The sequence below is a fragment of the Rhodococcus sp. 06-221-2 genome (genome assembly GCF_002258365.1).
GTDB classification, from domain to species: Bacteria; Actinomycetota; Actinomycetes; order Mycobacteriales; family Mycobacteriaceae; genus Rhodococcoides; species Rhodococcoides fascians.
The window spans coordinates 69,705-86,093 of the sequence record NZ_NOYJ01000011.1 but is presented as its reverse complement, the minus strand read 5'-3'; the positions used below and the strand labels follow the sequence as shown (position 1 = coordinate 86,093).

The window sequence follows — 16,389 nt, the reverse complement described above, 5'->3', positions numbered from 1 at the left end:
ATCGGATCCGGGGACGGCGCCTGTGTGACCTCGAAGTCACGCTCGCATAACATCGACAATCGTGCCCGACGTCGTGACAGATTCATCAGCTGGTCCCCCCGTCCCCGCTCCGCTCGGAGCCTCGGACGAACTTCGTGCTCAGGTACGGATTCCCCGGCTGATCGCGATGGTGGCCGGCATACTCGGCGTGCTGTTCGCACTGATCACTCCGTTCGCACCCGTCACGCAGACCACCGCGAGTATCGAGTGGCCGCAGAACGGCCTCCTACAGGACGTGGACGCCCCACTGGTGTCCCAGGCACCCCTGCGACTGTCCGCAACCCTCCCGTGCTCTGCTGTGGCCGCACTACCCGCGTCGGGCGGGCTATTGCTGGCGACCGCACCCCCGCAAGGTGAGGGTGCCGCCCTCAACAGCCTGTTCGTTCGCGTCGGCGAGTCGAACGTCGATGTCCTCGACCGCAACGTCGTCGTCGCGACGGCACCGCGCGCCGACGTCCAGAGCACGCGCTGCGCCGCCATCGAGATCACCTCGAACGACCAGTACACCTCCGCGGCCTTCACCGGACTGACCGACGAGAGCGGCCAACCCGTCCAGGGTCGGCTCGACGGCGATCTCCGTCCGCAGGTCGTCGGCATCTTCAGTGATCTCAGTGGCGCGGCCCCGGCCGACATGTCGGTCACCGTCGACGTCGACTCCCGCTTCTCGTCGACTCCGACCATCCTGAAGTCGTTGATCATGGTGCTGGCGATCGCCTGCACGTTGCTGGCCATGGGCGCGCTCGCACGGCTCGACGGCACCGACCGCCGCGCGCACCGCCGCTTCTTCCCGTCGCACTGGTGGAAGTTCACCGGCGTCGACGTCACGGTTCTCGGAGTCCTCGTCGGCTGGCACTTCGTCGGTGCCAACACCTCCGACGACGGCTATCTGCTCACCATGGCCCGCGCGGCCGAACATTCCGGCTACATGGCCAACTACTTCCGCTGGTTCGGCGTCCCCGAGGCACCGTTCGGCTGGTACTACGACGTCTTGGCCGTCTTCGCCAAGATCTCGACCGCGAGCCCGTGGATGCGCCTGCCCGCCCTGATCGCCGGAGTCCTGTGCTGGATGGTGATCAGCCGCGAGGTGGTGCCGCGCCTCGGACGCGCCGTGCGCAAATCGAACGTGGCGCTGTGGACCGGCGGATTGGTGTTCCTCGCCTTCTGGCTCCCGTACAACAACGGACTGCGTCCCGAGCCGATCGTCGCCCTCGGCGCATTGCTGACCTGGTGCTCGATCGAACGCTCCATCGCCACCGGCAGACTGCTTCCCGCAGCCGCCGCCTGCCTCATCGGTGCCTTCACCCTGGCCGCAGCACCCACCGGATTGATGTGTGTCGCAGCGCTTCTCGCCGGAGCCCGGCCCATCGCTCGCATCGTGGTCCGACGCCACCGGCAGGTCGGCACCCTCGCCATGCTGGCACCGTTGGCCGCTGCCGGAGTACTCGTCCTCGTCGTCGTGTTCGCCGACCAGACCTTCGCGACGGTCATCGAATCCACCCGAGTGCGCACCATCATCGGCCCCAACGAGGCGTGGTACCAAGACTTCCTGCGGTACTACTACCTCTTCGTCCAGACCGTCGACGGTTCCGTGGCCCGCCGCTTCGCGTTCCTCGCGATGCTCCTGTGCCTGTTCACCACGCTGTTCGTGCTCCTGCGCCGCCGGCGCATTCCCGGCATCGCGAACGGGCCTGCGTGGCGACTGCTCGGCGTCGTCCTCGGAACCATCTTCTTCATGATGTTCAACCCCACCAAGTGGACTCACCACTTCGGTTCCTACGCCGGAATCGCCGGTGGGCTCGCCGCACTGACCGCAGTGGCCGTCTCGGCCAGTGCACTGCGCTCACGCCGGAACCGATCACTGTTCACGGCCGGCCTGATGTTCGTTCTCGCACTGTCGTTCTCGGGCATCAACGGGTACTGGTACGTCTCGAGCTACGGCGTGCCGTGGTTCGACAAGACGGTCTCGCTCGGCGGCAACGAATCCGGCTCGCTGTTCCTCGTCCTCTTCGGACTGGTTCTCGCCGTCGCGGCATTCCAATACCTACGTGAGGGATACGCACCGCCACAACCGAAACCGACGTCGGCCCGCGGTAGACGCATTCGCAAGTTCGCTGCCGCACCACTGACCGTCATCGCCGGAATCATGGTGCTGTTCGAGGTCCTCTCCCTCGTCAAGGGTGCCGTCTCCCAATATCCCGCCTACTCGCTCGCACGCTCCAATGTGCAATCGGTACTGGGCAATTCGTGCGGACTCGCCAACGACGTGCTCGTCGAAGCCGATCCCAACGCTGATGTACTGAGCCCCCTGCCGGGTGAATTCGATCCCGTCGCAGGCCCCCTCGGCGGAGCCAGCGATACCCTGCGCAACTTCACCGCCAACGGAATCCCCAGCGACCTCAGCGCCGACGCCGTGGAAGTCAAACCAGGACAAGGCAACACCGACCAACAAGCCGTCGGACCCGCCTTCGAGGAAGGCCAGAGCTCGGGCACAGCAGGAGGCACCGGCGCACTGGGCGTCAACGGCTCCACCGCCGCCCTGCCCTTCGGACTCGACCCCGCCACCACACCCGTCCTCGGCTCCTACCAAGAAGGAATCCAGGAACCGGCCGAGGCCACCTCGAGCTGGTACCAGCTACCCGCCCGCAGCGACGACGCACCACTGGTCGTGTTCTCCGCAGCCGGACGTATCTGGTCCTACGACGACACCGGTGCCCTCACCTACGGCCAGTCGCTGCTGCTCGAATACGGCAAGCGTCAGCCCGACGGAAGCGTCCAGGCGCAGGGCACCTACCTACCTCGGGACATCGGACCCGCACCCTCGTGGCGCAACCTGCGAGTTCCGTTGGCAGACATCGCACCCGACGCCGACGCCGTCCGCATCGTCGCCAACGACCCCAACCTCACCGGCGACCAGTGGCTCGCATTCACCCCGCCGCGAGTACCGGTAATGGAGAATCTGAACACCATGATCGGCAGTGAGCAGCCCGTTCTGCTCGACTGGGCTGTCGGACTCCAGTTCCCGTGCCAACGGCCGTTCGACCACCGCTACGGCGTCGCCGAGGTACCGGGCTACCGCATCCTCCCCGACCGCCCACTGGCCGTCAGCTCCACCGACACCTGGCAGTCCGGCGAGAACGGCGGACCGCTCGGATGGTCCGAACTACTCGCCAAGCCTGTTGCCGTCCCCACCTACCTCAAAAACGACTGGGCCAGGGACTGGGGCTCACTGGAGCGCTACGAGCAGTACTACCCCAACGCCGTACCCGCCGACCTGCAAACCGGAGAAACCACGCGATCGGGATTCTACGAAGACGGAAAGCTGCGAGTCTTCGAGAAGTAGTCCACCCAGCCCCGCCCGCCCCTCCGCGTGGTGTCGCCCGCTCCTTTTTGGGATCAATGTCCCTTTGTTGCACTCTGACTGACTGAATCCCGCATTCATGCGGACGGGGGTTGGCGTACGGCCGATGGAGCGGGGTTTGGCGCACGATCGATGGATCGGGGGCTTACCACCGACCCCCGACAGTCTTCGGTGCACAAGACACGCCCTCGAGACATTTGTGCACAACCTCGTCGACCATCCACAGGGAACCCCTGAACGGCCGTTTTCGACGTCGAAGTGTCAGTGTCGCGTTCGACAGTCGAGGCATGAAACGGGGAGTTTGGGCCACAGACCTATCAATGCTCGAGGACGTCGCCGATCACGGCGTCGTGACAAGGGCACAGCTTTGCTCGGCCGGTGTCGCGGACGGGACGGTAGCCGGCCGATGCGCAGCCGGCGGACCTTGGCAGCACTTGCTCCCAGGGGTGGTGCTGCTGCACAACGGCTTCCCATCTCACCGACAGCGAATGGCTGCTGCCCTGGCGTACGGCGGTCCACACAGCATCCTCACTGGGAACGCGGCATTGAGTGTGCATGGCTTGGGGCCGAATCCACCGTCGAATGAAGTTCACATTCTCGTCCCGAACGAGATGCAGCGAGCATCCGTCAAGTTCGTCCGATCCGAACGCACCTGGCGCATGCCCGAAACGGTGTTCGACCACGGTCCGCGCTGCGCTCCGGTATCCCGGAGTGTCGTCGACGCGACCCGCGCACTACGCGGACGATCTCAGTGCACGGCTTTGATTGCGGAGATCATCAGACGGGGTGCGGCATCACTCGAAGAGCTGGCAATCGAATTGGCGGAGGGGCCGAGACGCTACAGCGCATCGACACGGTTGGCGATCAGGGATCTGGAAGGAAACGCTCACTCCGTCGCCGAGGCGGACGCTCAACGGCTCTACCGATCGAGCGGACTCCCACCAATGATTCACAATGCCCGGCTGTTCACCTCGGACGGTACATTCCTCGGTAGCCCCGACGGCTTCCTCGACACAGTCTGCTTCGGGTGGGAGATCGACTCCCTCGCTCATCACCTCTCGCCGATCGATCATGCGAACACGATGGCTCGCCGAGCTCTCCTGCAACGCCACGGCGCGATCGTGGTGTCACATCTGCCGCAGGACATCCGGGACGACCCCCAGCGCGTGCTCGCGGATCTCCGGGCCGGCTATCAACAGGCTCTGGCGCGGCCCCGTCCGAACCTCGTTCTTCGACGGAGCGCGACGTCGACCGGATGAATGTCTCTTGCAAGCACTTCAACTGCAACAAAGCCGCATTCATTCGCTTCTGGCTCGGGGAGACAGACGAATGAATGCGGCTTTGTTGCAGTCAGAGCGACTGAAACCCACATTGATCCCAAAAGGGAGCGAAGCGACCCCGACGTGGGGACGGGCGCGCTTGGCTAGATCGGGAGCAAAGAGTGCTTACGCGGACTCTTGTGTACTTCCTTGTCTTTCAAAATGTGCAAGGCCTTGCGAATTTCGAGGCGCGTCTGCGAGGGCTCGATGACGGCGTCGATGTAACCACGCTCGGCGGCGATCCACGGCGTTGCGACATGCTCGTTGTAGAAGTTGATCAGTTGCTTGCGCAGCGCCGGAGCATTTTCGCCCGCCTCGGCGAGTTGCTTGCGACTCATGATGTTGATGGCACCTTCGGCACCCATGACGGCGATGCGGGCGGTCGGCCAGGCGAGGTTGATGTCGGATCCGAGCTGCTTCGAGCCCATCACCGCGTATCCGCCGCCGTACGACTTACGGATCACGACAGTCAGTTTCGGCACCGTCGCTTCGACGAACGAGAAGATGAAGCGGCCACCGCGATGGATGACGCCGAGGGTTTCCTGGTCGACGCCGGGCAGGAAGCCGGGTGTGTCGACGAGGAAGATGATCGGAATGTTGTAGGCGTCGCTGAGGCGGATGAACCGCGCACATTTGTCCGCTGCCTTGGCGTCGAGTGCCCCGGACAGGTGCATCGGCTGATTGGCGACGATTCCCACCGGCCGACCGTCGACGCGGGCGAAGCCGGTGATGACGTTCTGTGCAGTCTGGGCGGCGATCTCGTGGAACTCGCCGTCGTCGAAGATGCGCAGGATGATGTCGTGCATGTCGTAACCGGCGTTGTCGGCGTCGGGCATGAACGAGTCGAGCGTGCGATCGGATTCGGTGATCTCCGGCTCGAGCCCCGGGTTGATCACCGGTGCCTCTTCCTGGCAGCTCGACGGCAGGTAGCTCAGGTAGTTCCGAATCCAGTCGAATGCGGCCTTCTCGTCGGCAGCGACGTGGTGCACGTTGCCGTTGATGGCCTGGACACGGGCACTACCGAGTTCGTCGAGGCTGACGTCCTCGCCGGTGACGGACTTGATGACGTCCGGTCCGGTGACGAACATGTACGCCTCTTCGGTGGCGACGACGATGTCGGTGTTGATCGGTGCGTACACCGCGCCACCGGCGCATTTACCGAGGATCAGAGAGATCTGCGGGCACAGGCCGGAGAGCGCCTCGTGGCGTCGACCCAGTTCGGCGTACCACGCGAGGGAGGTGACGGCGTCCTGCACGCGAGCTCCACCGGAGTCGTTGATGCCGACGACCGGGCAGCCCATCTTGATCGCGAAGTCCATGATGCCGGCGACCTTGCGGCCGAACATCTCGCCGACGGTTCCGCCGAACACGGTCTGATCGTGCGAGAACACGGCGATCGGACGGCCGTCGACGGTTCCGTGCCCGGTGACGACGCCGTCGCTGTAGAGGGCACCCGGATCGTTCGGGGCCTTCACCAGCGCGCCGATCTCGACGAAACTGCCGGGGTCGAGCAGCGAGTTCACGCGATCTCGGGCGCTGGGTATGCCCTTCTTGGCGCGCTTGGCGATGCCGATCTCGCCGGCCGGTTCCTTGGCCAGTTCCAGCCTCGCCCGTAGCTCGGCCAGCTTCTCCGCAGTGGTGCCACTCAAAATCTACGCTCCGGTTCTTGCAGACTCGATGTTCTCGAGCGTCTTCGACAGATGGGCCGCAATTTTTCCAATGTACGGCTCGTCGACGACCGCGAGGTGGTCGCCTCCGACGTAGACGATCTCGAGGTCCTTGACCACCGGTCCCCAACCACCGTGCTCTTCGCGGGTGGCGTATGCGGGCTCGAGGGCGATCGCGTCGTCGTGGTACTTGTCGGCGAGGTACAGCGTGACGTGCCCGCCGTACTCCTTGAGCTCGGCCGTCTGGATAGCCCGATTGTCGAGCCACGACGTCCGCTGATGCTCGATGATGCCGCCGGGAATCTTTGCCCCGCTGAGCTTGACCAGATCGGTGATGATCCGAATCTGACCCTCGTCGTCGGAGTCGACCAACTTGTCGTACGGGATCGGGTAGTCGACGTTGTACGTCTTCTTCGCGAACGCGGCGTACCGCTCCCAACGCTTGCGGACTTCGTCCTTGGTGTCGGGGATCTTGGTGCCGGGCATGACGGTATCGAGCAGCCCCACGTAGGCGACCTCGATGCCTTCCTCTTCCATCTGACGCGCCACCTCGTAGGCGAGGATGCCGCCGAGCGACCATCCGACGAACACGTACGGTCCTTCGGGCTGGATCGCCTTGATCAGCGGCACGTACTCCGCGGCGCGCTTGGCGATGGGTCCTTCGACGCGCTCGAGGCCGTACATGGGCGTGCCTGCCGGCAACTTCCGCAGCAACGGCTCGTAGGCGACGGTGGAGCTACCGGCCGAGTGGAACGCGAATACCGGTGTGGCCGTGGAGCCCTCGGGACGGGCCCGAAGATTGCGCACGACACCGTCGATCTCGCCGTCCTCGAGGTGCGGGCGCACCTTGTCGGCGAGCTGCTCGATGGTCTCCGAGTCCAGTACGTCGTCGAAGGTGATCTCGCCGCCGGCCCGCTCGGTCAGGCGAGCGGCCAACTTCTCGGCCGTCTCGTCGTCGAGGATCGGCAGGGTGTTGAAGATGCCCTTGGCCGATTCCTTCGTCACCACTGCCCACGTCGCGAACGTCATCCGCTCGGCGTTGTCACGTGGGGGCACATCGGATCCGGCGGCCTCGGCGAACGCTTCCTTGCCGCCCAGGTCGGTCTGCGCTGCGACCACCGGTGCGGGTTGGTATTCCGCACTCGGCACCGCGGTCTCCGGTGCGGCGACGGCCGTCTCCAACGCTTCGTCGCGTGCAGTCGCGCCACTCTCGGCAGCCTGCTCGGCAGCTTTTTCGGCTGCCTGCTTGTCTGCCAGCGCCTGCACCTCGTCGCGGTTCTCGATCGCGTAGCGCAGGTACTTCTCCACCTCACGCAGGTTCGCATCACGCACGGCCTGCAATTGCACTGTGGGGATGTCGAATTCGTACTCGACGCGGTTCTTGATCCGAACGGCGCTGAGCGAATCCAGCCCCAGTTCGATCAGCGGCACCTCGGGAGGCAGGTCCTCGGGTGCGTAGCCCATCGACTCGGCGACGATGATCGCCAGTCGATCTTCGAGCTTCTGATTGCCGTTGGGATCCCAGCGGTCACCGAACGTCTCGACGACCTCGGGCAACTCTTCCATCGGAGACGAGGATCGCTCCTCCACTGCGACAACGGGTTCCGGCCGCACATCGCCCGAGGTGACGACAGCGTCGTGCAGCAGGGTGAACGCCGAGCCCTCGTGTGCATGGACCTGGACCGACGCACCACCGAGGTGCGAGGTCAACGTGGTGACGACCGTGCCGACCGCTGGCACCGATGCATGCGAGACCGAAGCACCCAGCGCCACATCGGAGAACACCTGCGAGGCAGCGGCGGTGACCAACGCATCGAATCCCGAGACGGCCGAGGCCTGGACTTCCCAGACATGGCGGCCGTCGGGCAGTGCCACCCGGGCACCGGGAACGCGAGAGTTACCGCTGGAGCTGACCTGCGAGTTGAGCCAGAACTCCTTGCGCAAGTACGCAGTTCGCGGGATTGCAGCGTACGGACCCGACTCGAACAGCGTCGCCAGTTCCAGCGCATGACCGTGCACGTACAGCTGCGCCAGCGCGGCGAGGAACGTGTCTGCCTCGTCTTCCTTGCGCTTGAGCGTCGGAATCAACGTGGCGTCGGCCAGGCCGGCAGCCCACGCGGTAGCAGCGACCGACATCAGCGCGACGGGGTTCGGGGCGAGCTCCACGAACGTTGTGTGCCCGTCTCCCACAGCAACATTGACGGCCTGGGTGAACCAGACCGGGTGACGCATTCCCTTGGTCCAGTAGTCGACGCCGTGAATCGCCGCATGTCCGACGCGGTAGTGCGCCTCACGATCGACCGAGGAGTAGACCCCGGCGGTGAGCTTGCTCGGTTCGATTCCGGCGAGCTCGGCGGCGAGCTCACCGAGCAGTACGTCGACGGCTGCGGTGTGTCCTGCTCCCTTGACGTCGAGCAGACGGGCCATTTTGCCTGCGGCCTCGGCCTTTTCGACGAGGGCTTCGACCTCGGCGCGGGGTCCACCGACCGTGGTGTGCGTCGGCGCGGCGTACACGCAGGGCTCCACGTTCGGGAACTGATCGGTGAGGGTCTTGACCTCGTCGGGGGTGTACTCGACGAGTGCCATGGCCCCCTGCGAGGCGGCACCGAGGCCGTCCTGGCCCTCGGCCAGCAGCCGCGAGCGGGCGTAGATGATGCGGACGGCGTCTTCGAGATTGAGGCCTCCGGCGACATACGCTGCCGCGACCTCACCCATCGAGTGGCCGATCACGGCCGACGGCTCGGCACCGTGTGCGCGAAGCGTTGCGGCCAAGGCGATCTGGATGACGAAGATGGCGACCTGGGAGTTCTCGAACTCGTAGGTCTGCGAGTCGTCGAGGATGATCTCGCGGATGGAGTAGCCGGCTTCGTCGACGAGCAGCTCGTCCACCTTGTCCACCTCGGCGGCGAACACGGCGTTGGTTCGGTACAGCCGCGATGCCATCTTGCGGTGCTGCGAGCCGAATCCGGAGAACACCCACACTGCGCCGTTGGACGCAGGCGAGTCCGCGGAGAACACGCCCGGTCCGGGCTTGCCTGCCGCGATGGCGCGCAATCCGGCGATGGCCTCGGCTGTGGTGGACGCGAGAACCACTGCGCGCGAACGCCCGTGGTTACGCCGAGCCAACGTGCGGCCGACATCGACGAGAGGCGTCGTGCTGCCTTCTTCGGTCTCGAGCCAGTCGGCCAGTTCCGACGCCGCGCGCTTACGACGCGACGGCAACGCGGCCGACACCGCGAGAATCACTGTCTCCGGCGCACTGTCGGACTCCGCCAGGATGGTCTCGGCCTCGGCGACCGGGCTGGTCGTCTCGGCATCGAGCTGCTCCTCGTAGACGCCCTCCACCACCGCGGCCTCGGGATCCACGGCAGCAGAGTCGAATTCGGCCGAGGTCTCACCCGGTACGTACTCGCGCACGACGACGTGGGCGTTGGTGCCGCCGAAGCCGAAACCGGAGATGCCGGCGACGGCCTTGCCGGTGTACCGCGGCCAGTCGGTGGCCTCCGGGATGACCTTCAGGTGTGCCTTGTCGAAGTCGATGTACGGGTTGGGGCCCACGTAGTTCAGTGACGCCGGGAGTTTGTTCTCCTGCATCGCCAGCACAACTTTGATCAAACCTGCTGCGCCCGCAGCAGATTCGAGGTGTCCGAAGTTGGTCTTCGCCGAGCCGAGCAGTGCCGGCTTGTCCGCGTCGCGGCCACGGCCGACCACGCGGCCGAGCGCGTCGGCCTCGATGGGATCGCCCAGGATGGTTCCGGTGCCGTGCGCTTCGATGTAGTCCACGCCTGACGGGTTGATGCCGGCGTCGCGGTATGCGAATCGGAGTGCGTCGGCCTGTGCGTCGGGGTTCGGCGCGAGGAGTCCGTTGGAGCGGCCGTCCTGGTTGATGGCGGATCCGGCGATGACGGCGAGCACCTGATCGCCGTCTCGCTCGGCGTCCTCGAGTCGCTTGAGCACGACGAGTCCGCCGCCCTCGGAGCGAATCATGCCGTTGGCGTCGGACGAGAACGCCTTGATCTTGCCGTCGGGAGCGAGGACGCCGGTCTGACCGAAGCCCACGGTGATCGGCGGGGCGAGCAGCATGTTGACCCCGCCTGCGACGGCGAGATCGGATTCGCCGGTGCGCAGGCTGCGTACTGCCTGGTGAACGGCCACGAGAGACGACGAGCAGGCGGTGTCGACGGCGATCGACGGCCCGCGGAAGTCGTAGAAGTACGACACGCGGTTGGCGACGATGGCGGTGGAGGTGCCGGTGAGTGCGTAGGGGTGCACGGCCGGGTCGCTGACGGCGATGAGCTGGTAGTCGTTGGAGGAGCTGCCGATGAAGACGCCGACCTGGCTGCCCTTGACCGAGCTGGCCGGGATGTGCGCGTGCTCGAGCGCTTCCCAGGTCAGTTCCAGCGCGAGGCGCTGCTGCGGGTCGACGTTGACGACCTCGTTGGGCGACATCGCGAAGAACTCTGCGTCGAAGGTCTTGACGTCGTCGAGGTAGCCACCCTTGGTGACCGTCGCATCGACGGCTGCGGCGATGACGGGATCGGAGGTGAATTCCTTCCACCGGCCCTCGGGCAGGTCGGTGATGCCGTCGCGGCCCTCGATGAGCAGCGACCACATCTCCTCGGGGGTGTGACCGGTGCCGGGGAAGCGCGACGACAGTCCGACGATCGCGATGTCGTGGGCGTCGCCCGACTGCACTCCGCTGGTGTAGAACGCGTCGTCGACGGTACCCACCGGCTCGTCGGGTTCGCCCTCGATGATGATCTTGGCCAGAGACGCGATGGTGGGGTGCTGGTAGACGACGGTCGCGGTCAGCGTGACCCCCACCAGCTCCTCGATCTCACCGCTCAGTGCGACGGCATCGCGAGAGGACAGACCGAATTCCTCCATTGGACGGTCGTCGGAGATGGCCGACGCGGGTTGACCCGTCGCGTCTGCAACCCAGTTGCGTAGCCAATCCCGCAGTTGGGCGACCGTGAGGTCCGTCCCGTCGGCACTCTGAATCTTGTCTGTCTCTTGTTCAGCCATTACTCACCAAGCTATGTATCGAAGGAACGGGAGGCCCAGAGATCAGTCGGGTAGTTCGGCGTCCGGGAATGCCGTCTGCTGGTAACCGCCGCGCAGGGTGCCCTCGATGTAGGCGGCCTTGCACGCGCGTCGGGCGATCTTGCCGCTCGACGTACGCGGGATGGAACCGGCCGGGACGAGCAGGACGTCGCGGACCGTGACGCCGTGCCGCGCCGAGACTGCGGTGCGCACCTCGTCGGCGATCGGAGCCGGGTCTGCCTTGCCCGAGCCGGGAGCGCGCTCGGCAACGATGACGAGCTGTTCGGAGCTGTCGTCCGAATCCTTGGTCAACGCGGCACCACTGAACTCGAACACGACGTCGGGCAGCTGGTTGAGCGGCACCGCGAACGCCGCCACGAAGCCCGGCCGCAGAGCCTTGCTTGCTTCCTGCGCCGAGAACTCGATGTCCTGGGGGTAGTGATTGCGGCCGTCGACGATGACGAGGTCCTTCACGCGGCCGGTGATGTAGAGCTCGCCGTCGTGATAGACGCCGAAGTCTCCGGTGCGCATCCAGTTGGCGCCCTCGGGGGCCCCGGTGGCGTGCGACCCGTCGGCGACGCGGTGGACGAGCTTGTTGTGGAAGGTTTCGCTGGTCTCGGTCTCGCGACCCCAGTAGCCCTTGCCGATGTTCTCGCCGTGCAGCCAGATCTCGCCGACGTGTTCGTCGGGCACCTCGGTGGCGGTTTCGGAGTCGACGATCGCGGCCCACTGACTCCGGGCGACGGTTCCGGTCGATACCTGCGGGATGGCTCCGGGATCGTCGGGTGCGACGACGACGAAGTTGCCTGCGTTCAGCTCGACACGGTCGACGTAGACGACCTTGGCCTCGTCGGCGTGCTTGCTCGTCGAGACGAACAGCGTCGCCTCGGCCATGCCGTACGACGGCTTGATCGCGGACTTCGGCAGACCGTACCGGCCGAAGGCCTCGTTGAACTTCTTCATCGACGACGTGGTGACGGGCTCGCTGCCGTTGATCAGGCCGATGACGTTCGACAGGTCGAGACTTTCACCGTTCTTGGGCAGTCCGCGCTGGGCGGCGTGCTCGAACGCGAAGTTCGGTGCCGCGGCGAACGTGCCTGCTCCGTCGGAGACAGCGGCGAGTTCCTTGATCCAGCGCCACGGCCGCTGCACGAACGCGCGCGGGCTCATGATCGTGATGTATTTGCCACCGAGGGCCGGGAGGATGACGGTGAGCAGACCCATGTCGTGGAACATCGGCAGCCAGGTGACGCCGCGCGAGTCGTAGTTGATCTCCATGCTGTCGACCATCTGCAGCGCGTTGACGCCGACCGCGCGGTGCGTGATCTCGACGCCGGCCGGGGTTCGCGTCGAACCGGACGTGTACTGCAGGTAGGCGATGTCGTCCAACCCTGCATTGGGCTCGACCCACGTCTCGCCGACGCTGTCGGGAACGGCGTCGACGGCGATGATGCGGGGCCGCTCGGCAGCGGGGAGCGCGCGGAAGAACGCCCGAACGCCCGCCGCGGAGTTGCTGGCGGTGAGGATCGCGCTGGGCTTGCAGTCGCCGAGGACGGCATGCAGGCGGTCGGTGTGGCCGGGCTCGTCGGGATCGAACAACGGCACCGCGATGGTGCCCGCGTAGATCGCACCGAAGAACGCGATGACGTACTCGAGGCCCTGGGGAGCGAGGATCGCCACGCGGTCACCGGGCTCGGTGACCTGCTGCAGACGGGCGGCGACAGCGCGCAGCCGCTTGCCGAACTGTGACCAGGTCAACTCGTGCGCTTCACCGTCCCGTTCCCGGGAGTAGTCCATGAACCGGTACGCGAGCGTGTCGGCGTTCTCTTCGACGTTCGCCTCGACGTGGCGGACGAGTGTCTGCCCTTCACCGATGGTGATGTGGCCGTTCTCATCGATGAAATCATCGAACGTGTGGCTCATTTGCTTCAATCTCCTCCGACACGAATCGCTGCCACACATCGTGCGTGACCTGGCCTTGCATTGACGACGTTCATCGATGCAGACCCCGAACAGCGTTTTATGTTACTAAGTGGTAACTCCAGCGGTGGCGGTTTCGGTCGACCTCGAGGCCGACTCCATGCTACCGACACGCGCCTGCGTCACTCGCCTTTCAGCAAGTCGACAACCGGAGCGAATGCTTCCATTTGTGTGGGGAAAACCCCGACATAGGACATCGTCGTCCGCGCGCGAACGTTACGGATCTGATCGGCGATTTCCTCGTACGTTCCGAAGGCGAGGTACGGCGACGACAGAATGTCCTCGACCGTGAGCTTGACGTCGACGTCCACGTTGGGCGGATAACCGTTGTCCAGCGCGGCCAACGCCATCTCGGCCATCTGCTCGCGATCGTCGGTGACTACGATGGTGGTGATCGCCCAGTTCAGCTCGATGTCGTCGAACCGATCCCCTGCGGCAGCCCGGATGAGCTCGACGCGCTCGAGAGTCTTCTCGATGGTCATGCCCGACAGCAGCAACTTGCCTTCCTTCGAGGTGCTCGGCACCACGGAGATGATGTCGGCGTGCTTGGCCGCCAGCGCGAGCATCTTGGGGCCGCCGCCGCCGATGCAGATCGGCGGACGCGGTCCCTGACGCGGACGAGGGCTGCCCTTGAGACCGGTGATCGTGTAGTGCTTGCCCTCGTAGTTGCATTCCTGACCGCGCAGCAACACGTCGAGAATGTCGAGGGTCTCTGCGAGCTTTTCGATGCGGACGCCGGGACGGTCGTAGGTGATGCCGGCCTTGTCGTATTCCTCGCGCATCCAGCCCGCGCCGAGTCCGAGTTCGAGCCGTCCGCCGGAGAGCACATCGATGGTCGCCGCGTCCTTGGCGAGCACCGCGGGATGGCGGAAGCCGTTGGCGAGCACCGCCGTGCCGAGCCGAATCTTGTCGGTGGCGACGGCGAGAGCTCCGAGCGCCGCGATCGGCCCGACCTGATTACCGAGATGATCGGGAATCATGAAGCTGTCGTAACCCAGTTCCTCGGCCTGCTGAGCCAGCTTGATGAACTTCCGAGCCCCGCCCTCCTCCGCGTTTCCCTCTCCGCCTGCAGCGAAGCGGAATTTGCGCGGCCCGGGGGTCGCGGCCTCGGCGGAACTCATCTATTGCTCTCCTCTGGGGTCTGGAGCGGCCGGCACCTGGGGTCTGAGGTGGTCGGCACCGGGGGTCTGGGCACACCGTGCGGGGCAGTCGGCCGGGGCCGATCCGCGCAGGTCCAAGGCGTCACTCTAGCCGCTCGCGGGAGCGGATCCCACCGACTGGGGGTCGCAGACCACAGGTTTGTGCCCTGCACCAGTTGGCGACACGCCGCGTTGTGACCTGTCCGTTATCGATGACACCGGTCACTGCGCTACCCACGACCCCGATCACGCCGTCGTCCACACGACCCGATCACGAGTGCGGAGGCGTCGGCGCATTCTCGATCAGATCGGCCGCCCATGCCGCCGTCCACTGGGTGGCCGTCGTGCCGGAACCGTCGACGACGAAACTGTTGTACGACGCGTGCACCGGATTGCCCGCCGCCCCGATCAGAATTTGGATGCTCTGCGGAATGTTGCGTAGCGACAGTCCATCCGACGGGGACGCACAGATGAGGTCGCCGGGCGCACAGATCTGATTGGTCCGGTCGTCGAGCGCGCCGAATCCGCCGTCCCGACGCCCCGTCATGGTGATGCCGGGGAGGTCGAGTCCCCCGAGGGCGACCTCGGCTCCGACACCGTCGAGCGGTCCCGGCACGTCGGTACCCGACACTCCGTCGCGGCGGCCGTCGGCGATGAGGGTGACGCCGAGGACACGATCGGCGGAGATGGGTCCGTTACCCGCGCCGATGTCGGCCGCGATGTCGCCGGAGATGACTGCTCCCTGAGAGAAGCCGGCCATGACGAAGTTGGTCAGTGGGCACCGCGCTGCGACGTCCGACATCTTCTGCACCGCAACGCTTTTGCCCTCGGTACGGCTGTTGTTGTACGACTGTTGGCCGTCCGGCGGCAGCGCGATGGGGTTCGAGAACTGTGCGACGTAGGGCACCGTGTAGACGTCCGCGCGAGATCCGGGGAACTGCTCCTGCAGCGGCCGGGTGACGTTGAGCATCAGCGACACCGGATTGGCGGTCGGGTTGTACGGGTCATCGGTCGACGAGGACTCCCACGTACCCGGGATGGCAATGACCTGAACGTCCGGGCAGTCCGCCGGTTGTGAGGTCGGCTGCTCGGGCCCCGGCGGCGGTACCGGTCCCGGTCCGGGTCCGAGACGCCCGGCGAGGAGGTACCACAGGGCCACGATGACGAGCCCGATGATCACCGCGAAGGCGATCACCGGCAGAACTCTGCGTTTACGTTTGGCCATCAGCGCGAACTACGGCGTGCAGTACGTCGCCTGCGCGGCGGCGATGTAGGTCTGGGCAGCCTGCTGGGCCTGCGTCTCGTTCATCTGCGTTCCGGCTGCACTCGCCTCGACGCCGACGTTCGCGGTGACGTAGGTCGTGATTTCGTCGGCTGCGACGCCCTGCGCCTGCGCGGCACAGATGTAGTTGGCCGTCGACACCGCGATGTCGCCGTTGCCCGCCGGAGTGACGCCCTTGCTCTTCAGCTCGTCGAGGAACCTCTGGCCACGGTTGTCGATCTGGCTCTCCGTCGGCCCCGGGAAGTCGTCCGGCACGGCCTGGGGTTGCTCCGGCGGTGCCGTCGCCGCCTCGCCCGGACTGGTGGTCGGAGCGACAGTAGTGGTGGTGCTCTCGGCCGCCGACGTCGACGAACTCGCCTCGGTCGTCGTCGCAGCTGCCGTGGTGGTGCTGGTCGGCGCGCCGGTGGCCGTCGAGTCGTCACTTCCACACGCCACCAGCATCGAGCTCGCCGCCACGGCGAGCACGCCGAGTGACAGAGTTCTGGCCAGAGAGTTACGCGTCATCGATCGAAATCCTTCGGTCGTCGGGTCGCAGGCGAGAGTACAGCCACGCTCTGAGAGA

At 65.7% G+C, this 16,389-nt stretch carries 8 protein-coding genes; 2 read left to right on the top strand and 6 right to left on the bottom strand.

Features of this window, described 5'->3' with window-relative positions:
• Window positions 1-61: 61 nt before the first annotated feature.
• Both CH281_RS06375 and CH281_RS06370 read left to right on the top strand, forming a co-directional pair.
• Window positions 62-3,379: an arabinosyltransferase domain-containing protein gene (locus CH281_RS06375; protein ID WP_094693462.1), complete on the top strand. Its 3,318-nt coding sequence runs from the start codon at window positions 62-64 to the stop codon at window positions 3,377-3,379.
• A gap of 506 nt (window positions 3,380-3,885) precedes the next feature.
• The gene (locus tag CH281_RS06370; protein ID WP_256983381.1) at window positions 3,886-4,656 is read left to right on the top strand and encodes a hypothetical protein; all 771 of its coding nucleotides are present in this window, start codon (window positions 3,886-3,888) and stop codon (window positions 4,654-4,656) included.
• A 164-nt stretch (window positions 4,657-4,820) separates the two neighbouring features.
• Here the strand turns inward: CH281_RS06370 and CH281_RS06365 are convergent, their stop codons facing one another.
• From CH281_RS06365 to CH281_RS06340, 6 genes are all read right to left on the bottom strand, one after another.
• Window positions 4,821-6,365 carry an acyl-CoA carboxylase subunit beta gene (locus CH281_RS06365; protein ID WP_027494804.1) on the bottom strand — a complete coding sequence of 515 codons (1,545 nt, stop codon included), beginning with the start codon at window positions 6,363-6,365 and terminating at the stop codon, window positions 4,821-4,823.
• A gap of 3 nt (window positions 6,366-6,368) precedes the next feature.
• Complete coding sequence (gene pks13, locus CH281_RS06360; RefSeq protein WP_094693460.1) at window positions 6,369-11,408, bottom strand: polyketide synthase Pks13; 5,040 nt, start codon at window positions 11,406-11,408, stop codon at window positions 6,369-6,371.
• Window positions 11,409-11,450: 42 nt separating this feature from the next.
• Window positions 11,451-13,349 carry a long-chain-fatty-acid--AMP ligase FadD32 gene (fadD32, locus tag CH281_RS06355; protein ID WP_094693458.1) on the bottom strand — a complete coding sequence of 633 codons (1,899 nt, stop codon included), beginning with the start codon at window positions 13,347-13,349 and terminating at the stop codon, window positions 11,451-11,453.
• Between the two features lie 179 nt (window positions 13,350-13,528).
• Entirely contained in the window at window positions 13,529-14,527 is a 999-nt protein-coding gene (locus tag CH281_RS06350) for an LLM class F420-dependent oxidoreductase (protein WP_027494807.1), read from the bottom strand.
• 289 nt (window positions 14,528-14,816) lie between these two features.
• The gene (locus CH281_RS06345; protein ID WP_094693456.1) at window positions 14,817-15,770 is read right to left on the bottom strand and encodes a cutinase family protein; all 954 of its coding nucleotides are present in this window, start codon (window positions 15,768-15,770) and stop codon (window positions 14,817-14,819) included.
• 9 nt (window positions 15,771-15,779) lie between these two features.
• On the bottom strand, window positions 15,780-16,331 hold the full coding sequence (locus CH281_RS06340) for a DUF732 domain-containing protein (RefSeq protein ID WP_032374174.1): 552 nt from the start codon (window positions 16,329-16,331) through the stop codon (window positions 15,780-15,782).
• Between the last annotated feature and the right edge of the window lie 58 nt (window positions 16,332-16,389).